A 20,592-nucleotide genomic window follows, 5' to 3' on the forward strand; every position below is an offset into this window, starting at 1 on the left:
CACCATGGAAAAGTTCATCACTGTCTCCGGGATCGCCGCGCCGTTGAAGCGCTCGAATGTCGACACTGACCAGATCATCCCAGCCGTGTTCTTGAAGCGGGTCACCAAGACCGGCTTCGACGACGCACTGTTTCACCACTGGCGCCAGAACGAGGACTTCGTGCTGAATCAGCCGGAGTTCCAGGGCGCCTCGATCCTGGTTGCCGGGTCCGATTTCGGCACCGGCTCCTCGCGTGAGCACGCCGTATGGGCGCTGCGCGACTACGGCTTCAAGGTCGTGATCTCGCCGCGTTTCGCGGACATCTTCCGCGGCAACTCGGGCAAGCAGGGCCTGGTCGCCGCTGAGGTCACCGAGGCCGATGTTGAGCTCCTGTGGGCCGCGATTGACGCGGAGCCGGGAGTCGAGCTGACTGTCAGCCTCGAGAACCGCGAGATTTCGGTGGGGGAGCTCACCGTCCCGTTCCAGATCGATGACTACACCCGCTGGCGACTCATGGAGGGCCTCGACGATATTTCGTTGACGCTCCGCAATGAGAGCGTGATCTCAGACTTTGAGGCACGCCGTCCCTCGTGGATGCCCACGACGACGCCGCTGGCCCAGACCGCCTAGAGTTCGGAGACACCGAGTGACCGATGCAGTGAACACCTCTGACGATGCGGAGCGCACCCTCGTCGCTGACGCGGCCCTTTCTGAGGAGGCGCTGAGTCCCAGCGCTGAGGAGCAGGACGCAGCCGGCCGGAAGCTGGATGCGCAGAAGGCGGGAGCCCGTGTCGGCCTCACCTCCGACGAGATCATCATCAACGGCGGCCGCCCACTTCAGGGGCGGATCGAGGTCCGCGGTGCGAAGAATCTTGCGACGAAGGCGATGGTCGCGTCGCTGCTCGGCAAGTCGCAGAGCGTGCTCCGCAACGTGCCGAACATCTCCGATGTGCGCGTTGTAGCCGGGCTGCTCGCTCTCCACGGTGTGCTGATCACGCGCGGCGAAGAGCCTGGCGAGTGGCGCCTCGACCCGTCGAACGTCGAGATGGCCCACAAAGCCGATATCGACGCGCACGCCGGATCCTCGCGGATCCCGATCCTGTTCTGTGGCCCGCTGCTGCATCGCCTCGGCGAGGCATTCATCCCGGATCTCGGTGGCTGCCGGATCGGCGATCGTCCGATCGACTTCCACCTGGACGCACTGCGCGAGTTCGGTGCGGTCATCGAGAAGCTCCCCAGCGGGATCAGCCTGACGGCCCCGAACGGACTCAAGGGCGCGAACATCGAGCTGCCGTACCCCTCGGTGGGTGCGACGGAGCAGGTGCTGCTCACCGCGGTGCTGGCCGAGGGCCAGACCGAGCTGCGCAACGCAGCGATCGAGCCCGAGATCATGGACCTCATCTGCATCCTGCAGAAAATGGGCGCGATCATCTCGATGGAGCCGAATCGTGTGATCTTCATTGAGGGTGTCGATGAGCTGCGCGGGTACAACCACCGCGCGATCGCCGATCGCAACGAGGCCGCGAGCTGGGCGGCAGCAGCCCTCGCGACCAAGGGTGACGTGTTCGTCGGCGGCATCGCGCAGGAAGAGATGATGACCTTCCTGAACGTGTTCCGTAAAGTGGGTGGCGACTTCGACATCCACGACGACGGCATCCGGTTCTGGCACCCGGGCGGCGACCTCAAGCCGGTCACCATCGAGACTGACGTGCACCCCGGCTTCATGACGGACTGGCAGCAGCCGCTCGTGGTTGCGCTCACGCAGGCTCAGGGCGTCTCGACGATTCACGAGACGGTGTACGAGAACCGCTTCGGCTTCACAGACGCGCTGAACCAGATGGGCGCGAATATCGTGGTACACAAGAGTGGGCTTGCCTCCGACGACCGCCGCGTGAAGCGGCGCGAGTTCGAGCAGGCAGCGGTAATCACTGGTCCGACGCCGCTCACCGGCGCAGACATCGAAGTGCCCGATCTGCGTGGCGGATTCAGCCACCTGATCGCAGCGCTGACTGCCGAGGGGCAGTCAAAGGTCACGAACCTGGGAATCATTTCCCGGGGGTACGAGAACTTCATCGAGAAGCTGCACCTGCTCGGCGCCGATTTCGTCTACGAGAGCTAGGCTGCGTCTGGCAATGCGGGTCAGGTCGAAGCGGCCCGGTCTGTGGTGTCCTGCACGACGGAGGAGGAACTCATAGTGGTGGTATGGGAGACGACAACGACGCAGCAGGGTGCCGCAGAGCGGATCGCGACGCAGAGCCGAATTGCCAGACACGCCCGAGGCTGCACGATCTGCGGGAGGTCGGTCCGTCATGCCGCTTCCGGACCGTACCTCCGGGATAATGTGAAGCATGATTGACACGGTGAAGATCCGAGGCCGCTCCTCCGCGGAGAAGCGGCGCCCGTCGGCGTTCTGGGTGCTTTCGAGCCTGATCCTGCCACTGTGGTCGATGATGGTGCGCTATCGCTTCACGCCGAAGTCGAAGCTCCCTCAGACGGGACCGTTTATTCTCGCGCCGAACCACTACAGCGAGATCGACCCGATTGCTGTTGGTGCCGCGGTATGGCACCTGGGCCGCCTGCCGCGGTTCATGGCGAAAGCGAGCTTGTTCAAGGTGCCCGTGTTTGGATCGCTGCTGCGCGCGTCGGGCCAGATTCCAGTTGAGCGGGTCGGCGTGGTTCGCCCAGGCGCGGACAGCGCGAACCCGATCGGTGCGGCTGCCGCGCTCATCGCCAATGATGCTGGCGTGATCGTGTACCCGGAAGGAACGCTCACGCGAGATCCAGATCTCTGGCCAATGCGCGGGAAAACGGGTGCGATCCGGCTTGCACTCGAATCAGGGATCCCGGTAATCCCTGTCGCGCACTGGGGTACTCAGGAGCTCATGCCCCGGTACGCGAAGCGGATTCATCCGTTCCCCCGCAAGACGATTCACGTCTCGGTCGGCGAACCATTGGATCTCAGCAAGTACGCCGGTCGGCCCATTGACCAGCGAGTTGTTACCGAGGCCACGCGCGAACTGATGGACGCGATCACCGCGCTCCTCGGCGAACTCAGGGGAGAGACGCCACCGCCAGAGCGGTGGGACCCCACCAAGCACCAGCAAAGTGAGACGGGACGCTTTTGAGCACCAATTCGATTCCGGTCGTTCGTGGAAACGGAACCCGGAACCACGGCCGAAAGGTCGCAGTGATCGGCTCGGGGAGCTGGGGGACGACTTTCGCGAAAGTTCTGACGGATGCCGGCTGCGACGTGACGATCTGGGCCCGGAGAACTGAGGTTGCTCACGAGATTCAGGTCGCGAGACGCAATACTCAGTATCTGCCGAGCATTAATCTGCCGAAGGGGTTGAACGCCACGAGCGATCTCGCCGTGGCGCTGCGTGGTGCGCAGCTGGTGTTCCTGGCGGTTCCCAGTCAAACACTCAGGCAGAACTTGCTCGACCTTGAACCCTATCTGGACCGGCGGAGCGTGCTGGTGAGCCTGGTGAAGGGGGTCGAGAAGACCACCACAATGCGGATGTCGGAGGTGATAGCCGACACACTGGATCTCCCTCCCGAGCGCATCGGCTCGGTTTCGGGGCCGAACATCGCACTCGAGATCGCGAAGGAGCAGCCCACCGGCGCAGTCGCCTCATGCGCTGATCTTTCCGTTGCGCAGGAGATTGCAACGGCTGCCTCCGCACCGTACTTCCGCACCTATGTCAGCACCGATGTCGTGGGCACAGAGCTTGGCGGGGTGCTTAAGAACTTGATCGCGCTTGCCATCGGCATCGTGGACGGTGTGGGCTACGGAGAGAACACGAAGGCCGCGATCATTACCCGCGGGCTCGCGGAGATGACCGAGTTTGCCGTGGCCTCAGGGGCGGATCCGGTAACGATGTCCGGCTTGGCAGGACTCGGTGACTTGATCGCCACGTGCCAGTCGCCGCTGTCCCGCAATAACACCGCTGGCCGGCTGATTGGCCAGGGATACTCGCAGGAGGAAACTCGCGAGCAGATGCAGCAGGTTGCGGAGGGGATCACCTCGGTTCCCCCGGTCCTCGAACTCGCGCGTGAGCGTGGGATCGTGATGCCCATCGTGGAGCAGGTGCAGATGGTGCTGAGTGGCACCATGGCGCCGGCGAATCTGGGGCCGCACCTCGCAACCGAAGACGATGTGCCACGGCCAGAGCAGCGGCCCGACACGCCCCAGGAGGGGCGTTGGCGCCGACTGGTCAACCGAATGAAGGGAAGCGCCGCATGAGCGAGAACGAGAGCACTACGGGCCCGGTTGCGACGGGTCCGATCCGTAAAGCAGGTCCGGCACCGCGCACGGTCGTGATTCTCTTCGGCGGACGTTCCAGCGAGCACGGGATCAGCTGCGTGACCGCGGCCGGAGTGCTGCGGGCAATCGACCGCACGCTGTTCAATGTGATTCTCGTCGGGATGACTCAGCACGGCGCGACGGTGCTGATGAGCGAGGACGACCTGGCGGAGTACAAACTCGAGGCGGGAGCGCTGCCGCAGGTGCAGGACAACGGTACCCGCGTGCTGTGGCCGGCTTCGACGGCGACGCAGACCATCACGGTGATCGAGCAAACCGGAACCCTCCGCAGCCTCGGCCACGTCGATGCTGTGCTGCCGATGCTGCACGGCCCCTACGGGGAGGACGGCACAGTGCAGGGCATGTTCGACCTTGTCGACATGCCTTACGTCGGCAGCGGCGTGCTGGGATCCGCTCTGTGCATGGATAAGCACATGGTGAAGACCGTGCTCGCAGAGGCCGGGATCCAGGTGGCGCCGTGGCGGACGGTGACGCGGGAGCAGATTCAGGCCGATCCGTATCTTGCGGAACAGCTGGATGAAGGCCTCAGCTATCCGCTGTTCGTGAAGCCGGCACGCGCCGGCTCGAGTGTGGGTGTGAGCCGGGTCGTGTCCGCTGCAGAGATCCCAGCGGCACTCGAACTGGCATTTGCCGAGGACCGAACCGTCCTGATCGAGTCGGGTGTCACCGGCCGAGAGGTGGAGATCGCGGTGCTCGAGGGCCGTGAGGGCACGGCACCTCGTACGAGTTCCGTGATCGGGGAGATTGTGTTCTCCGGGCGTGACTTCTACGACTTCGAGGCGAAGTACCTCGGTGCCTCAGGTGTTGACCTTGCGTTGCCAGCGGACGTCACAGACGCAGAGTTCCGCGCGATTCGTGAAGCCGCGATTCGCTCCTACGAGGTCACGCAGTGCGCAGGTCACGCCCGCATCGATTTCTTCCTCACAGATCACGGCCCTGTGCTGAATGAGATCAACACACTGCCGGGCTTCACTCCGATTTCGATGTACCCCCGATTGTGGGAAGCATCTGGGATGAGCTATTCCGAACTCATTACAGAGCTGATCGAGCTCGCGATTGCGAAGCGCCCGGCCTACTAGCTGCTCCAGCCCGAGCGCTGCGGCGCTCGGGCTGCTACTGCTTGGTGATGTCGAGTGTGTCTGACAGGCTCGTGCACTGGCGCTCCTGTGGGAGCTCCTTCGCGACGGCACTGAGGTCGACAACCACCTCTGTGCCGCTCACCTGCTCGCCATCGACGTAGACGGCGAGGCCGGGGGATCGGCCGTACGCTTCAAAGCGGTAGATGGGGGCCTCGGACTCGTCGATGACCCAGTCGACACCGTTGACGTTGACACAGGTGTCGGTGGTGGGACCCGTCGGTTCGACGCCGCAGACCAGTTGAACTGCTGCATTCTCACCCCACGCGCCGGTTGCCTGCGCGTTCGTCGAGCGTTTCTGCTGCTCCGCGACCGTTTCCGGAAGCCGCACGATCACATCCGCGCACGCCGGGTTGTTCGCGTCATCGGCGGGGCGCATCGGAACCTGTCCGGCGCACGCAGTGAGACTCGCGATCCCGAGCGCGGCCGCAATCGCGGTCACCGCTGCCGAACGACGTGAACGGGTGGAGCGGGACAGCAAGTGCGACATGGCTCCAGTCTACCGGGGCCGCTACTGAGCAAACGGTGCAGTCGAGGGGGACGACTGGGTGGGGTTCCGCGTGAAATCTGGTCGCGTGAACAGCCAGCTCAGAGCGATTCCGAGCACAAATGGGATGAGGACGATCCCCATGAGACTCGTGATCACCACGGTCCAGAAGAGATTCGCAATGTAGTCCTCGGGGCTTCCAGCCGGAACAGCGATTGCGCCAACGAGCAGCCACACGATCGCCGCGGCTACGGCGGGCATCATCACCTGCCGGAGCCGGGTGTGCCCAAGCCGCTGAGCCCGGCGCCAGAACAGGAGCAGCGTGCCGAGCCAGGCGACACCGGAGGCGATCGGAGCGATCAGTAGGCCCGCGGCAAACGGTCCGCCTGGCGGGAAAATGAACCACGCCGCAGCCGTCAGCGCGACTCCGGCGAATCCCGCCAGGACCGTGACGGTCCGTGCTCGTGTAGTCATGTGCGTGGTGTGCTCCGGCCGATCGGTACTGCGCTCGCTCCCGACGCTATCAGAGCCGTGTTCACCGCGAGTCGTGCATGACACCCGCCAGTCGCTCCCGGCGGTGTGAGGCCGCCGTGCCACCGGCGCGATAGCGTAGAGGAATGACCTTGACCGTTGGAGAGCTCGGCGAGAGCGGTGTGCTGCGGCGCATATTGTCCCGGCTCGACGCTGCACAGGTCGCAACTCTTGGCCCAGGCGACGATTGTGCGGTGCTCGGAGTGCGCGGCGAACTGGTGATCACCACGGACACGATGATCGAGGGCCCAGACTTCCGGGCTGCGTGGCACAGCGGCTGCGATCTTGGATGGAAGCTTGCGGCGACGAATCTGTCTGACGTTGCCGCGATGGGTGCGCGCCCGATCGCACTCACGCTCGCGTTGGCGGTGCCCAGGGACACCCCGGTCGAGCTGTTAGAAGCAATCGCAACCGGGATGAACGACGCGTGCCAGGCGCTCGCTCCCGGCTGCGGCGTGGTGGGCGGTGACCTCGGCACGGCTCCTGTGATCACGGCGGCCGTGACCGCCCTGGGTGAACTCTCGGGGCGGCCAGCGGTGACTCGAGCGGGCGCACGCGCGGGTGACACGCTTGCCTACGCGGGGGACTTGGGACTTGCCGGACTGGGGCTGAGCCTGCTCTTCGCAGAGGCCGCGGACAAGCATGGGAATGCGCAGCCTGATCGAGTCGCCGAACTGAAGTCTGCAAGTGCGGTGAACGCAGAGACGCTCGCAGCGCAGCTCACGCCAACGCCGCCGGTCGGGCTGGGCGTGGTCGCCGCGACCTCCGGCGCAACCGCGATGATGGATATTTCCGATTCACTCTCGATCGACGCCGATCGGCTTGCTCGAGCGAGTGGAGTACGTGTTGAGTTGGAGTCCGAGCTGCTGCTCGGGGCCTTCGGCTCTCAGCGCGGGGTCGATGTCCCTGTGGCCGCAATGCTTACCGGCGGGGAGGACCATGGACTGCTCGCCACGTTCCCTGCGGACGTCGTGATTCCCGCGGGTTTCGCGCCAATCGGGCGCGTGCTCGCCGCACACCTCGATCCGAGAGTGACTCTCGATGGTGAGCCGCAAGAACCCGCGGGGTGGGATCCGTACGTCCTGCGTTGGCCGGGTGCGTGACCCAGCAGGATCTCGCTTAGCACAACGTCTCAGCAGAGCCTTCGGCAGGAGGTGAACGGGAGCGGCCCATGCGCGTGGGTCGGAGAGCTAGACGCACCTGAGGTGCGCGAGTAATGTTCGGGGTGCGTGGCCTTCCCGGCCATCCGAGCCGAACTCAGAGGGGGACTGAATGACCGAGATCGTGGTGACCGGATCATCCGAGCGACGCGTGCCGGCGGATCGTGCGCAGCTGCAACTCAGTGCATCGAATGCGGGTCCCGAGCGGCAGCGGGTGGTGGCCGGTGCCGGTGCGGTCCACGAGCGCATCGTGGCTCGGGCGCAGGAGTTGGTGGCTTCTGGCGTGGCCGAGAGCTACACTGCGGAGGCCGTGTCTACCTACACGAACAGCTGGCGAGACGAGCACGGCGAGCAGATCGTTGAGCACCGCGCGAGTGTGAGCGTTGGTATTGAACTTCTCGCGCTTGACGAGGTCGGTGCGCTGACCACCGAGTTCGCTGAGGCCGGGATCGATCCGCAGGTGTCCTGGCAGCTCAGCGCGCCTGCTCGGACCGCGATGCTGCGTGATCTGCGTGCTGAGGCGGTTGCCGATGCGCACACCGCAGCTGCAGATTATGCTCTCGCGATCGGCAAGTCTGCGCTGGAGCTCCGGGAGCTTCGGGACGGCAGCACGGGTCGCGGGCCAGTGCCTATCGGGGCGCCACGGTTCGCGATGATGGCGGACGCGGGAGCGCCACCTGAAGTGACGGTGCACGACATTCTGGTGAGCGTCGACGTCGAGGCGAGGTTCGGGGCGTAGCGGTCCGGGCGACACCGCGACTGCGGCCAGCGCGGTCCTGCTGCTGCGACCGCAGTCGCGGCGGACACGGCGGGGGCAGGCCCAGCGCTGCCGTTTCGATCATCCGATTCTTCGCCCACGACGTCTACTCGGCGTCGAGCACGCGGAGGGCTGCCCAGAGCTCGGCGCGTGCGTCGGGAGAATCGAGATCGAGCTGCAGGAGGCTCGCCGCCGTGAGTACCCGGGCCTTGAGCGTATGTCGATGCACGCCCAGCTCCGTCGCGGCGGGGCTGGTCTGGCCGTGATGCGCGAGCCAGGTCGTGAGGCTTTCCTCAATCCGATCGCCGTGCCGCTCATCGTGGTGTCGGATAGGGCCGAGCAGCGCTGCAGCGCGTGCGGCGGCTTCTGGCTGGCCGGCGAGAAGCCGGAGCACGCCGCCGTGCAACTCGGGACGATAGTCGACAGGAGTGGGAGCGTCTGAGCCGAGAGCGAATTCAAGAGCGCGATCTGCCTGGCCGATCAGCTCACTGAGCGCGCTCAGTGTGCCGCGTTCGGAGATGCCAGCCGGGAGCCGATGAGCCACGAGGAGCCGTTTCAGCGCTGGCAGATGTCGCGTTTCGGCGACGATGAGTGGCGCACCACCCCTGAGCGCGCCGATGAGCCCTGGGCTGCCTGCGTCAAGCGATTGGAGATCTTCGGCGAAGCTCGGGTCTGGTTCCGCTGGGCTCCGGTAGCGCACCGCCGCGATCGCGCCCGCCGGGATCCGCGTCAGCGTGCCCTCGGCCAGACGCTCAGCGAGCGAGTGCTGATCCGCGATCAAGAGCTCCAGAATCGCGCTGCGCAGTGAAGCCTGCGCGGCCCCGATCCCGCTTCGGTGCTCGAGCTGCACGGTCGCGAGCGCGGCCACGAGCCCGAACAGCGTGCGCTCGGCGGTGTCTGGGGTCCCGTGCTCCTCGACCACGAGCACGCCGAGCACCTGCCCCTGCCGCCCGAGTGCCTGCATCTGCACGCCGGTGCCGTCTGCGCCTCCGATTCTGCCCGCGCTGACGCCGCGCTCCACCAGGCGGCGGGTCTCGCGCCTGATCCACTCGGCGTCCACCGCTGAGCGCGCCGCCTGCGGGGCGAACTCCACGAGCCGCCCAGAGCGATCGGTGATCCCCACCCACCGCCCGAGCCGCGCAGCGGCCTCGCGCACCGCAGAGCCGAGCCCATCTCGGTGCAGTGACGCGGTGGTGACGGCGCGCTGCGATTCAATAGCCCAGATGTCGCGCTCCCGAGAGAGCGCGTCGAGCAGTCGCGCCGCGGTCTGCACGATCTCAATGAACGCGGTGTCGTAGGGCACGCGGAACAGGGGGAGCCCCAGTCGATCGCACGCTGCCACAACGGGCGCGGGGATCCGGTCCCAGTGGAGGCCGACCGCAACGCCGAGCGCTGAGGTGCCAGCGTCGATGAGACGCTGCACGTACGCATCAGCGTCGTCCTGGGCCTGGACCACGTCGAAGCGAGCGCCCGTCGTGAGCAGGACCGTGCGCGGCGTGAGGAATGGTGTGGGATCTTCAAGCTCACTCACGTGGACCCACTGGACCGGGCGCACGGCGGTTGCCTCGTCGGATCCAGCGATGAGCACGAGGCCCAACTGGTACTGGTGCAGCAGATCACCGAGTTGGATCGTGGGATGCGGGGTGATCGCACTATTGAGCTCGGTCAAAGGGTTCGGATCGGTGGCGATCGTGGCCGCGCTGTTACTCATGATTTGCTCGATTCTGCTGCCGTCACGACGTCTGCCAAAGTGTCCAAAGTCTGTGACGTTTGACTCCATTCTGGCACAAGCTCGTGTGGGGTCTTAAAGCTAGGCTGAACCCGAATCAATTGGACGCGAGACCGGCGCACCCGCTCGCGAGACCTACGCAAGGAGAATCACTCATGGTCGATGTCATCGGCGGCCCGTCGCTTCCGCAGGAGCGCAAGCTCGTCACCAGCATCCCCGGCCCGAAGTCGCAGGAACTCCTCGCGCGCAAGAACGCTGCGGTTGCAGCCGGCGTGGGCGTTGCGCTTCCCGTCTCAATCGTTGCAGCAGGCGGCGGCGTCATGGTTGACGTCGACGGCAACTCGCTGATCGACCTCGGCTCCGGCATCGCGGTCACCGGTGTCGGCAACTCGGCACCCGCGGTCGTCGAGGCCGTCACGAACCAGGTGCAGCAGTTCACGCACACGTGCTTCACCGTGACCCCGTACGAGGGCTACGTCGCAGTGGCTGAGAAGCTCAATGCACTCACCCCCGGCGACCACGAGAAGCGCTCGGCGCTGTTCAACTCGGGAGCCGAAGCCGTGGAGAACGCAATCAAGATTGCGCGTCACTACACGAAGAAGAACGCTGTCGTTGTGTTCGACCACGCGTACCACGGCCGCACGAACCTCACCATGGGTATGACCGCAAAGAACATCCCGTACAAGGATGGCTTCGGACCGTTCGCTCCCGAGGTCTACCGCGTGCCCACCTCCTACCCGTTCCGCGATGGGCTCTCCGGCGCTGCTGCTGCCGAGGTTGCGATCACGCAGATCGAGAAGCAGGTCGGCGCAGGCAACCTCGCCGCGATCATCATCGAGCCGATCCAGGGCGAGGGCGGCTTCATCGCTCCGGCCGAGGGCTTCCTCCCCGCGATTCAGGCGTGGGCAACTGCGAACAAGGTCGTATTCATCCTCGATGAGGTCCAGACCGGGTTCGCACGCACCGGCGATCTCTTCGCTGCTGATCACGAGGGCGTTGTCCCCGATCTCGTCACCACCGCCAAGGGCATCGCGGGCGGCCTGCCGCTGTCCGCTGTCACGGGCCGCGCCGACATCATGGATTCCGCACACGCTGGTGGCCTCGGTGGCACCTACGCGGGAAGCCCGATCGCGTGTGCAGCTGCGCTCGCAACGATCGACACCTATGAGAAGGAGAACCTCGCCGAGCGAGCGCGCGAGATTGGCGCAATCGTCGACGAGTTCTTCACCGAACTCCAGAAGAACGACAACCGCATCGGTGAGATCCGCGGCCGTGGGGCCATGAAGGCCGTCGAGTTCGTTGAGTCGGGCTCGATGAAGCCGGCAGCAGCACTCACCGGCGCAATCGCCAAGTACGCTGGAGAGCAGGGCGTCATTCTCCTCACCTGCGGCACCTACGGCAACGTAGTGCGCTTCCTCCCGCCGCTGTCGATCTCCGACGAGCTGCTCCGCGAGGGCCTGCAGGTCGTCGCTGACGCACTCGCAGCGAACTGATCACTGAGCTCTGTTCCCGAAAGGACACGAACACATGGCACTGAAGCCCAACGAGCAGGATCTGCTCAACCGCGTTGAGGCCGGTCTCGGCATTGGCGGCACCTGGGAACCCGCAACGTCAGGCGCAACGCTCGACGTGCACGACCCCGCCACCGGTGAGGTCATCAAGTCGATCGCTGACGCGACCGTCGAGGACGCAGTGCGCGCGCTCGATGCCGCAGTGGCCGCGCAGGAGTCCTGGGGCAACACCCCGTCGCGTGAGCGCTCGAACATCCTGCGCCGCGCATACGACCTCCTGATGGAGCGCAAGGAAGAGTTCGCGCTCCTCATGAGCATGGAGATGGGCAAGCCCATCGCCGAGGCTCGCGGCGAAGTGAACTACGGCGGCGAATTCCTGCGCTGGTTCTCGGAAGAGGCCGTCCGCGTGAAGGGTGACTACCGTCAGAACCCCGAGGGCACTGGCAACATGCTTGTCTCGCACCTGCCGGTCGGGCCCTGCTACTTCATCACGCCGTGGAACTTCCCGCTTGCCATGGCAACTCGCAAGATCGCTCCGGCCTTGGCCGCCGGGTGCACCGTGGTCATCAAGCCCGCGGCGCTGACCCCGCTCACGACGATTTTCTTCGCGCAGTTGCTCGAAGAAGCCGGTCTTCCTGCCGGCGTCGTCAACGTGGTTGCGACCTCGAAGTCGAGCGCACAGTCGAGCGCGCTGCTCTCTGATCCGCGCCTGCGGAAGCTCTCCTTCACCGGCTCGACCCCGGTGGGTGTCAAGCTGCTTGAAGCAGCCGCACAGAACGTGCTCCGCACCTCGATGGAGCTCGGCGGCAACGCCCCGTTCATCGTGTTTGAGGACGCCGATCTGGACCGCGCCGTTGAGGGTGCGATGCTTGCCAAGTTCCGCAATATCGGCCAGGCGTGCACCGCAGCCAACCGTGTGATCGTGCACGAGTCGGTGGCAGACGAGTTCGTTCGCCGCGTGAGCGAGAAGGTTGCAGCCTTCACGATCGGCCGTGGCGCTGAAGAGGGCAACGACATCGGTGCGCTCGTCGACGACAAGGCTGTGGCCAACACGGCACGCCTCGTGCAGGACGCTGTCGACACCGGTGCAACCGTGGTCACCGGCGGCGAAGCGATCGACGGGCCGGGCAGCTTCTTCCAGCCCACCGTGGTCGACCACCTCACCCCGCAGTCAGCGATCATGCGCGAGGAGATCTTCGGACCTCTGCTCGGCGTCATCCGCTTCTCCACAGAGGATGAGGCAGTCGAGATCGCGAACAATACCGAGTACGGCCTCATCAGCTACGTCTTCACGGAGAACATCCACCGTGGACACCGGATGATCGAGAAGCTCGAGAGCGGCATGATGGGCCTCAACACGGGCCTCGTTTCGAACGCCGCGGCTCCGTTCGGTGGCCTGAAGCAGTCCGGCCTCGGACGCGAGGGCGGCTTCGAGGGCATCCACGAGTTCCTCTCGTCGAAGTACACGCTGCTGCCGCGCTAGTCGCAGTGCCTGCCGCGCGCGTCGCGGTGTGCCGTGGGCCCCGGGATCAGGAGATCCCGGGGCCCACGTGCGTGTGGGCGTGATGATGTGCGGCGTTCTCCTCGCCCGAGTTCGTTGCGCACTTCATCAAGCCGGCGCTGTAGCCGGCGCTGTAGCTCGGCGCCCCGCGCACACCGTATGGGTCGGTGAGCGTGGACACGTCGCTCGCGGCAATATGTTGAATCTTGCCGTTGACTGACATGAGGTGCTGCCGCAGCCAATTGCTAGAGGAGATCGAGTGAGTGGTCAGCCTCTGCCTCGGTGCTCGGCTCCGCCCACCAGAGTGCGGTTTCACCGTAGCGCTTCTCCCGCAGCGGGCTGAGACCCTCGGGCCAGCCGGGTTCCGGAGTGCGCGTGCTGCGCTCAACAAGCACACAAGCGCCAGGAGCCAAGAGTGGCACCAGAGCACTCAGGTTCGCCGTCAGTTCGGCCTCACTCAGGTCATAGGGCGGATCCAGCAGGACAACGTCCCAGATCGAAGACGCGGGGAGCGCCGAGTCCGGGTCTGAGGTGTGTCCGGCGCTATCGAGGAAGCCCTGCACCGATTGCCGCACGACGGTGATGCGGGGTGCGTGACCGTCACGGAACGCGGTGAGTACGGTGCTCCGATTACGCGTTGCCACCTGTGCGGCTTGCGGGTTTTTCTCCACGAGGGTGACTTCGCGCGCGCCGCGGCTGGCCGCCTCCAGCCCGAGTGCTCCCGATCCCGCATAGAGGTCGAGTACGCGCGTGTCATCAATGAGATCCCATGCTTCGAGCCTCGAGAAGATTGCCTCCCGCACTCGGTCGCTGGTGGGGCGGGTCCCCGCCTGAGGCACTTCGAGGCGCAATGATCCGGCGGCTCCCGCGATTACTCTGGTCACCCATTGAGCGTACCGCGCTGCGGCCGGCTCCGTATCTTGACGGTGGTCGCCGCTACGCTTGAGGCATGCCCCAGGTCGCCCTCGATACCCCGCTCGCTCCCGTCGTGGGCCCGCCTACGGCAAAAGCCATGGAGAAGAGTTTTGGTGTGCTCACTGTGGGCGATGCGCTGTGGCACTTGCCGCGGCGGTACTCCCGGCGAGGTGAACTCACGCCGTTGCGAGATCTGCCGCTGGGCGAACACGTCACAGTGGTCGCTCAAGTGCTCAGCACGGTTTCTCGAGAAATGGCGAAGCGTCGAGGCAGCATCCTTGAAGCCAAGATCACGGATGGCAACGGGATCCTCACCCTCACGTACTTCAATCAGAAATTCAGGGCTCACGATCTTCTGCCGGGGCGGCGCGGGATCTTCAGCGGGAAGGTCACTGCGTATCAGGGCCAGCTCCAGCTGCAGCATCCGAACTACGAGCTGTTCGAGAATCGGGACGAAGCGCCCGGAGCGAGCCAGCTTGACGAAGCCGCAGCGAAAGCCTGGGCGGAAACTCCGGTGCCGATCTATCCAGCTTCCGCGAAAGTGGCGAGCTGGACCGTGCAAAAGACCCTCGGTGTCGTGCTCGATTCCTTGTCGACGGTTCCCGATCCGCTGCCGCAACATATTCTGCGGCAGGAGGGAATCATCTCACTGCACCGCGCCTTTGAGCAGGTCCACCGACCGCAGCGTGAATCGGACGCCCACGCAGCACGCGACAGCCTCCGCTTCCGTGAGGCTTTCGAGTTGCAGCTCGCGCTGCTCGACCGCCGCAGACGCTCTGCCCAGGAGGTCAGCACTGCGTGGCCCAGTGAGAGTGAACCGCTGCGAAGATTCGACGCTGCACTCCCGTTTGAGCTCACGGGGGACCAGCGCCTGGCAGGCGCGCAAATTGCGGCGGACCTCGCCGCTCCGCACCCCATGCATCGTCTCCTCCAAGGCGAGGTCGGCTCCGGCAAGACTCTCGTCGCCTTGCGAGCCATGCTCCAGGTCGCAGGGGGTGGCGGGCAGAGCGCACTCCTCGCTCCCACCGAAGTGCTCGCGGCACAGCACTTTCGCTCGATCACAGAGGCGCTCGGCCCGGAACTCGCGGCTGAGCTCCACCCCGTCTTGCTCACCGGTCGGATGCCGGCGGCGGAGCGCAAGAAGGCGCTCCTCGCTCTCGCAGCTGGCGCCTCCCGGATTGCCGTTGGCACCCATGCGCTGCTGGGGGAGTCAGTGATGTTCGCGGACCTCGGCCTCATCGTGGTGGACGAACAGCACCGTTTTGGTGTCGAGCAGCGTGAGACCCTGCGGCGCAAGGGGTCTCAGCCGCATGTGCTGGCCATGACGGCGACTCCAATACCACGCACAGTTGCACTCACGGCGTTCGGGGATCTCGAAGTCACGACGATCCGTGAACTTCCTCCCGGGCGTCTCGGCATCGAAACATTTGCGGTGCCTGAGATTGAGATGCCCGGCCGAGCCGCGCGGGTCTGGGCTCGCGCGGCTGAGGACCTCGCAGCTGGACGCCAGGTCTATGTGGTGTGTCCGGCGATCGCACCAGGAGAGGTTGATCCCGGGCTTGACCCGCTGGCTGACGCGCCAGACGCGCAGGCCACTGATCAGCGCCCGCTCTCCAGCGTCGAGGAGACGGTGACCGAGCTGCGGGCCAGAGCCGATTTCGCGCAATTCCCGATTGCGGGTCTGCACGGCGGCATGCCTGGCCCAGAGAAAGACAGCGTCATGCGGGGCTTCGCCGATGGTGAGATCCGGCTCCTCGTCGCCACGACCGTGATCGAGGTCGGAGTCAATGTGCCGAACGCGACGATCATGATCGTGCGCGACGCGGATCGTTTCGGTATTTCACAGTTGCACCAGCTTCGCGGTCGTGTCGGCCGCGGTTCCCACGCCGGTCTGTGCCTCTTGATGACGCGCGCAGAACAGGGCTCAACCGCTCGCGCGCGCATCGACGCCGTGGCGGAGACGGCTGACGGTTTCGCGCTCGCCGAGGTCGACCTGCAGCTCCGCCGCGAGGGCGACATTCTCGGTACGGAGCAGTCCGGGGGCCGCTCGACTTTGCGGCTGCTCCGCGTGGCGGAGCACGGTGAACTCATAGTGCACTCGCGCGAGGTCGCCGCGACGCTGCTCGAGCAAGATCCCGAGCTCACATCTGCGCCGGAACTGGCGGCAATGCTCGAGCGGCAACGGACCGCTGGCGCGCTCGACAACCTCGCGAAGTCGTAGCTGAATTGCCGTGGCCAGCACGCGGCTGGCACGGACAGTCAGTGGTGAGCCGCGCAAGATCATACCCAGGTACCACCGCCTCAGGCACTGCCGACTGATGTGCGGAACTGTCCCCGTCAATACCTTGGATGTACTGCCGAATTTCGGCGCACACGATTCAAGGAGAGCACCATGATCGAGGCACGAGGCCTGAGTAAGCGGTACGGTACGAAGCTCGCCGTCGACGACGTGAGCTTCACGATCAAACCGGGGCAGGTGACGGGGTTCCTCGGCCCGAATGGGGCTGGGAAGTCCACGAGTATGCGGCTCATGCTGGGACTCGACCGGCCGACCTCGGGCACCGTGACGGTCAACGGAAGTCAATACTCGCAGCTGGCAGCACCCATGCACGAGGTGGGGGCTCTTCTCGACGCGAAGGGAGTGCACCCGGGCCGCAGCGCTCGAAGCCACTTGCGTGCACTCGCGGCCACGCACCGGATTCCGGAGCGCCGCGTCCAAGAAGTGCTGGATCAGACAGGCCTCGGGGCCGTCGCGAATAAGCGTGTCGGCGGCTTCTCGCTCGGGATGGGCCAGCGGCTCGGGATCGCTGCCGCGCTGCTGGGAGATCCGCGTGTGCTGATCCTCGACGAGCCGGTCAACGGCCTCGACCCGGATGGCGTGCTCTGGGTGCGCCAGTTGGTGCGCCACCTCGCGAGTGAGGGCCGAACCGTGCTCTTGTCCAGCCACCTCATGAGCGAGATGGCGCAAACTGCCGATCACGTCATTGTGCTCGGACGTGGCAAAGTCGTTGCAGACGCCCCGATCGCCGAGTTCATCTCGGCTGGGCGTGAGGTGCGCGTCACAGTACGGAGCCCGGAGGCAGCTCGCCTTGCCTCACTCCTGATGTCAGGGCCGGATGCCTCAGCGGCGCTCGAGCCCGCGGGCGACGAGGCCTTCACGGTCACCGGGCTGACCGCGGCAGAAATCGGCGGAGTCGCGGCGGCGAACGGGATCGTGCTGCACGAGCTCAGCCCACTCGCGGCAAGTCTTGAAGACGCCTACCTCGAACTCACACGGACTGAGTTGGAGTACGCCGCGGCCTAGCGTCGCCCCCAAGCATCCCCGCGCCCAGGACGGTGTTCCAGGCGCCCCAGCACACCCTTTGAAGGGACTACGATCATGACCTCCACTATTCTCATCGACGCAAGCTCAGCCCCCGAATCCGGGCCCCCGCGGTCCGTCAGGCAGACCCCAGCACCGAGCTCTGGTCACACCTTCGGGGGTGTATTCCGCAGTGAACGAATCAAATTCACGTCACTGCGCAGCATTCGCCTCACGCTGCTCATCACCGTCGTCTGCGGGCTCGCCATGAGCACGCTGATCGCGGCACTCTGGAGCGGTGAGATGAACGCTGGCGGCATGGGTGACATGTTCGGTCCTGGCGATGCCGGTCTCCAGGGCTACCTGCTCTTCGCGGCAACCATGTCCGCCCCCTTCCTGGCGCTGGTGTTCGGTGTGCTGGGCGTGTTTGCGATCTCGAGCGAGTACTCGAGCGGCATGATCCTCTCCACGCTGACTGCGGTGCCCAAGCGCGGCCCGGTCTACCTCGCGAAAGCCGTGTTGCTGGCCGTCGTCTCCGGCCTCACCGCAGCTGCTCTTGTCCTGGGCGGTCTGGGCATTGCAGTGCTCTTCTACCCGCCGTCCGCGGCAGCGCTTGGCGCCGGCGTGGTGATTTCTGGCGCACTCGGAACGATCGCATATCTCGTGCTGATCTCCCTGTTTGCGTTCGGGATCGCCGCACTGCTGCGCTCGACTGCTGGGGGTGTGGCGGTCGTAGCGGGCGTCACCTTCGTGCTTCCGATCGTGTTCCAGGTGCTCAGCATCACGAACTGGGACTGGGTCGGGGTCGCGATGAGCTACCTCCCAACGCCGCTCGGGAGCACTTTGGCGAGTGGGCTCACCGAGGTCGCTGCGGGTCCGAGCTACTGGGGAGCGTTGATCGCGATGTTGGTGTGGGCCGCGGTCACGGTGGTGCCCGCCGCGATTCTGTTCCAACGCCGCGACGCGCGATAGCTCGAACGCGTGAGGTCCGGGGCAGCGTGGCCGCCCCGGACCTGTGCTGCGCGTGCAGGCAGCTGTGTGCGTGCGCAGCGATCCGCGCCGACAATCCCGCCTGAGTAGTTAGGGTGAGAGGGTGATCACCGAAGCTGAAGTGCGCCTGCCGCGACCGCCAGGCGTGATCCGCCGCGCGCTCGCCGCGCACCCCATCGTGGTCGATGTATTCATCGTCGTGTGGTTCGGGATCGGAAGCATCTTCGGAGTGCTGCTCGACCTGCTGGGCGCGGCGCACTGGGAAAGCGGGCAGCCGGAAACCTGGTTTGGGATTCCCCCTCACCTCGCCTGGCCCCTGTGGCCGCTCACGGTGCTGCGAGTCGGGGCAATCGGTCTCGCGCTCTTCTTCCGCAGGCGCTACCCGCTCGGCGGGCTCATCGTGGTGGTGCTCGCAATGTTCGGCGAGCAGGGCACACAGGGCTTCGCCAACGGCGTGGCACTGCTGTTCATGATCTACGCGGTTCCCGTGTACCGGAGCGTGCCGGCTGGGTGGATCGGGTACGGGGTCGCACTCGTCGGGACCGTGCTGCAATTTGGTATCGACGTGCAGCGTGCGCGAGACAGCAGCCCTGGCCAAGCTGGGCCGGGCGGCGTCGTGATGGGCGATAGCGGCATGGTGAGTTCGCCAACCGAATTCATCGGACTCAGCCTGCTGAGTGCACTCTGGATGCTTGCGATACTCATGCTTGGAATCAACCTGGGAAACCGGCGACGCTATCTCGAGGCGATTATCGACCGGGCGCACCAGCTTGCGCGCGAGCGGCACCAGCTCGCGCAGCTCGCGGTAGCCGAGGAGCGATCCCGGATTGCGCGCGAAATGCACGATATCGTCGCGCACTCGGTGTCGGTGATGATCGCGCTCTCTGAGGGGGCCGCACGCGCCGCTGAAACGGCGCCCGCTGCCGCGGCGGACGCCATGCAGCGCAGCGCCGAAACTGGGCGGACTGCACTCGGCGAGATGCGCCGGATGCTCGGTGTGCTGCACACGACGGAAGAGGAACCGGATCTCGTGCCTCAGCCGGGCGTGCAAGAGCTGCCAGAACTCGTCCAGACGTTCACGAATGCGGGACTTCGAGTGGGGCTGCAGATCACTGGCGAAGCGTCGGGTGACCGTGGCCAAGAACTGGCCGTCTATCGAGTGGTGCAGGAAGCCCTGACGAATGTGTTGCGCTACGCGGGCACCGGGGCGCGGGCCGAAGTGCTGGTGAACAGCTTGCCCGATCGCACCAGCGTCGAAGTGCGTGACTTCGGTCGCGCACCCGGAACGACACGGCCGCTCGCCGGGATGGGATCCGGCCGCGGCCTTGCCGGTCTCAGCGAACGTGCGCGCGTCTTCGGCGGACACATCGAATCAGGTCCCGTGCCTGACCATTCAGGAGGCGGCTGGCGGCTCTGGGCCGTGTTGCCCGTCAGTGCAGCGGCACGCACGGGTGCGCCGACGGCCCGGGACACCTCAGACACCGCAGAAGAAGGAATGAAATGACTGAGACACCTATTCGCGTGATGCTCGTCGACGATCAGGAATTGATCCGCACGGGTTTTCGCCTAGTTCTCCTCGGTGAACAGGGCATCGAAGTGGTCGCGGAGGCTGCTGACGGCGGTGCTGCACTCGCGCAGTTGGAACGCCTCGAAGCAGCGGGCTCCGGCTGCGACATCGTGCTCATGGACGTGCGCATGCCGGGGATGAATGGGATCGAAGCGACCGCCGCTGTCGTAGAGCGCTTCCCGGCCGTCCGGGTGTTGGTGCTGACGACTTTCGATCTCGACGAGTACGCTACCGGGGCGATCCAGGCGGGTGCCAGTGGGTTCCTGCTGAAAGACGCACGCCCGACCGAACTCGTTGACGCCATTCGCCGTGTGTTCTCGGGCGACGCGGCCATGGCCCCGAGCGTGACGAAGCGAATGCTCGAGCAGCTCCGTGCGTCGGGTGGACTGTCTGCCGGTTCAGATGCTGCCGGTTCAGCTCCCACCGCCTCAGGACACGGGCTCGCCGCGCGCGGATTTGCCGCTGCCCCCGCTGCTCCCGCTGTTCCCGCGCCCGAGCTGGGCGTGCTCACGGAGCGAGAGCTGGATGTGCTTCGCCTCATTGCAGAGGGAAAAAACAATGGCGAGATCAGTGCTGAGCTGTTCCTGTCGGAGTCTACGGTCAAGACCCACGTCGGACGAGTCCTGGCGAAGCTCCAGTTGCGCGATCGCGTACACGCCGTAATCTTTGCGAAACAACACGGGCTCTAAGGGGATCCAGGAAT

General features: G+C 65.5%; 19 protein-coding genes. 14 read left to right on the forward strand and 5 right to left on the reverse strand.

What is annotated here, in order from left to right; translation table 11 throughout:
* Nucleotides 1–4: 4 nt before the first annotated feature.
* The 5 genes from leuD (at nucleotide 5) to K1X41_RS00315 (ending at nucleotide 5,383) form a co-directional block, all read left to right on the forward strand.
* Nucleotides 5–610 (forward strand): 3-isopropylmalate dehydratase small subunit, encoded by a 606-nt coding sequence (gene leuD / locus K1X41_RS00295; protein ID WP_132202926.1) that lies wholly within the window; start codon nucleotides 5–7, stop codon nucleotides 608–610.
* Nucleotides 611–743: 133 nt separating this feature from the next.
* Nucleotides 744–2,099 (forward strand): UDP-N-acetylglucosamine 1-carboxyvinyltransferase, encoded by a 1,356-nt coding sequence (gene murA, locus K1X41_RS00300; protein ID WP_220175740.1) that lies wholly within the window; start codon nucleotides 744–746, stop codon nucleotides 2,097–2,099.
* Between the two features lie 229 nt (nucleotides 2,100–2,328).
* Nucleotides 2,329–3,105, forward strand: coding sequence for a lysophospholipid acyltransferase family protein (locus K1X41_RS00305; RefSeq protein WP_208107926.1), 777 nt, complete (start codon nucleotides 2,329–2,331; stop codon nucleotides 3,103–3,105).
* 11 nt (nucleotides 3,106–3,116) lie between these two features.
* Complete coding sequence (locus K1X41_RS00310; protein WP_166644356.1) at nucleotides 3,117–4,223, forward strand: NAD(P)H-dependent glycerol-3-phosphate dehydrogenase; 1,107 nt, start codon at nucleotides 3,117–3,119, stop codon at nucleotides 4,221–4,223.
* The gene (locus K1X41_RS00315; protein WP_133617475.1) at nucleotides 4,220–5,383 is read left to right on the forward strand and encodes a D-alanine--D-alanine ligase family protein; all 1,164 of its coding nucleotides are present in this window, start codon (nucleotides 4,220–4,222) and stop codon (nucleotides 5,381–5,383) included. The genes K1X41_RS00310 and K1X41_RS00315 overlap by 4 nt, the downstream gene beginning before the upstream one ends.
* Nucleotides 5,384–5,417: 34 nt before the next feature.
* Here the strand turns inward: K1X41_RS00315 and K1X41_RS00320 are convergent, their stop codons facing one another.
* Nucleotides 5,418–5,930 (reverse strand): DUF3515 family protein, encoded by a 513-nt coding sequence (locus tag K1X41_RS00320; protein ID WP_132202932.1) that lies wholly within the window; start codon nucleotides 5,928–5,930, stop codon nucleotides 5,418–5,420.
* 21 nt (nucleotides 5,931–5,951) lie between these two features.
* On the reverse strand, nucleotides 5,952–6,401 hold the full coding sequence (locus tag K1X41_RS00325) for a hypothetical protein (protein ID WP_220175042.1): 450 nt from the start codon (nucleotides 6,399–6,401) through the stop codon (nucleotides 5,952–5,954).
* A gap of 143 nt (nucleotides 6,402–6,544) precedes the next feature.
* Between K1X41_RS00325 and thiL the strand changes: the two genes are divergently transcribed.
* Together thiL and K1X41_RS00335 are read left to right on the forward strand one after the other, a co-directional pair.
* Nucleotides 6,545–7,561 (forward strand): thiamine-phosphate kinase, encoded by a 1,017-nt coding sequence (gene thiL, locus K1X41_RS00330; protein ID WP_220175043.1) that lies wholly within the window; start codon nucleotides 6,545–6,547, stop codon nucleotides 7,559–7,561.
* Nucleotides 7,562–7,730: 169 nt separating this feature from the next.
* Nucleotides 7,731–8,357, forward strand: a complete 627-nt coding sequence (locus tag K1X41_RS00335) for an SIMPL domain-containing protein (RefSeq protein ID WP_220175044.1) — start codon at nucleotides 7,731–7,733, stop codon at nucleotides 8,355–8,357.
* Nucleotides 8,358–8,481: 124 nt separating this feature from the next.
* Here K1X41_RS00335 and K1X41_RS00340 read toward each other — a convergent pair whose 3' ends face one another.
* Nucleotides 8,482–10,086, reverse strand: coding sequence for a PucR family transcriptional regulator (locus K1X41_RS00340; RefSeq protein ID WP_220175045.1), 1,605 nt, complete (start codon nucleotides 10,084–10,086; stop codon nucleotides 8,482–8,484).
* A 173-nt stretch (nucleotides 10,087–10,259) separates the two neighbouring features.
* Between K1X41_RS00340 and gabT the strand changes: the two genes are divergently transcribed.
* Both gabT and K1X41_RS00350 read left to right on the forward strand, forming a co-directional pair.
* The gene (gene gabT, locus K1X41_RS00345; RefSeq protein ID WP_132202942.1) at nucleotides 10,260–11,597 is read left to right on the forward strand and encodes a 4-aminobutyrate--2-oxoglutarate transaminase; all 1,338 of its coding nucleotides are present in this window, start codon (nucleotides 10,260–10,262) and stop codon (nucleotides 11,595–11,597) included.
* Between the two features lie 34 nt (nucleotides 11,598–11,631).
* Entirely contained in the window at nucleotides 11,632–13,098 is a 1,467-nt protein-coding gene (locus K1X41_RS00350; RefSeq protein WP_132202944.1) for an NAD-dependent succinate-semialdehyde dehydrogenase, read from the forward strand.
* A gap of 46 nt (nucleotides 13,099–13,144) precedes the next feature.
* Here K1X41_RS00350 and K1X41_RS00355 read toward each other — a convergent pair whose 3' ends face one another.
* Nucleotides 13,145–13,339: a hypothetical protein gene (locus K1X41_RS00355; RefSeq protein ID WP_220175046.1), complete on the reverse strand. Its 195-nt coding sequence runs from the start codon at nucleotides 13,337–13,339 to the stop codon at nucleotides 13,145–13,147.
* 22 nt (nucleotides 13,340–13,361) lie between these two features.
* Nucleotides 13,362–14,000 carry a 16S rRNA (guanine(966)-N(2))-methyltransferase RsmD gene (gene rsmD, locus K1X41_RS00360; protein ID WP_133617471.1) on the reverse strand — a complete coding sequence of 213 codons (639 nt, stop codon included), beginning with the start codon at nucleotides 13,998–14,000 and terminating at the stop codon, nucleotides 13,362–13,364.
* A 65-nt stretch (nucleotides 14,001–14,065) separates the two neighbouring features.
* Between rsmD and K1X41_RS00365 the strand changes: the two genes are divergently transcribed.
* The 5 genes from K1X41_RS00365 (at nucleotide 14,066) to K1X41_RS00385 (ending at nucleotide 20,578) form a co-directional block, all read left to right on the forward strand.
* A complete protein-coding gene (locus K1X41_RS00365) occupies nucleotides 14,066–16,252 on the forward strand; it encodes an ATP-dependent DNA helicase RecG (RefSeq protein WP_220175047.1) in 2,187 nt (728 codons plus the stop codon).
* A 171-nt stretch (nucleotides 16,253–16,423) separates the two neighbouring features.
* Nucleotides 16,424–17,335, forward strand: coding sequence for an ABC transporter ATP-binding protein (locus tag K1X41_RS00370; protein ID WP_132202950.1), 912 nt, complete (start codon nucleotides 16,424–16,426; stop codon nucleotides 17,333–17,335).
* A 75-nt stretch (nucleotides 17,336–17,410) separates the two neighbouring features.
* A complete protein-coding gene (locus tag K1X41_RS00375; RefSeq protein ID WP_220175048.1) occupies nucleotides 17,411–18,304 on the forward strand; it encodes an ABC-2 transporter permease in 894 nt (297 codons plus the stop codon).
* A gap of 121 nt (nucleotides 18,305–18,425) precedes the next feature.
* Nucleotides 18,426–19,826: a sensor histidine kinase gene (locus K1X41_RS00380; RefSeq protein ID WP_133617468.1), complete on the forward strand. Its 1,401-nt coding sequence runs from the start codon at nucleotides 18,426–18,428 to the stop codon at nucleotides 19,824–19,826.
* The gene (locus tag K1X41_RS00385) at nucleotides 19,823–20,578 is read left to right on the forward strand and encodes a response regulator transcription factor (RefSeq protein WP_220175049.1); all 756 of its coding nucleotides are present in this window, start codon (nucleotides 19,823–19,825) and stop codon (nucleotides 20,576–20,578) included. Before K1X41_RS00380 ends, K1X41_RS00385 begins: the two co-directional genes overlap by 4 nt.
* Nucleotides 20,579–20,592: the final 14 nt, after the last annotated feature.

The sequence above is a fragment of the Leucobacter luti genome, assembly GCF_019464495.1.
GTDB classification, from domain to species: domain Bacteria; phylum Actinomycetota; class Actinomycetes; order Actinomycetales; family Microbacteriaceae; genus Leucobacter; species Leucobacter luti_A.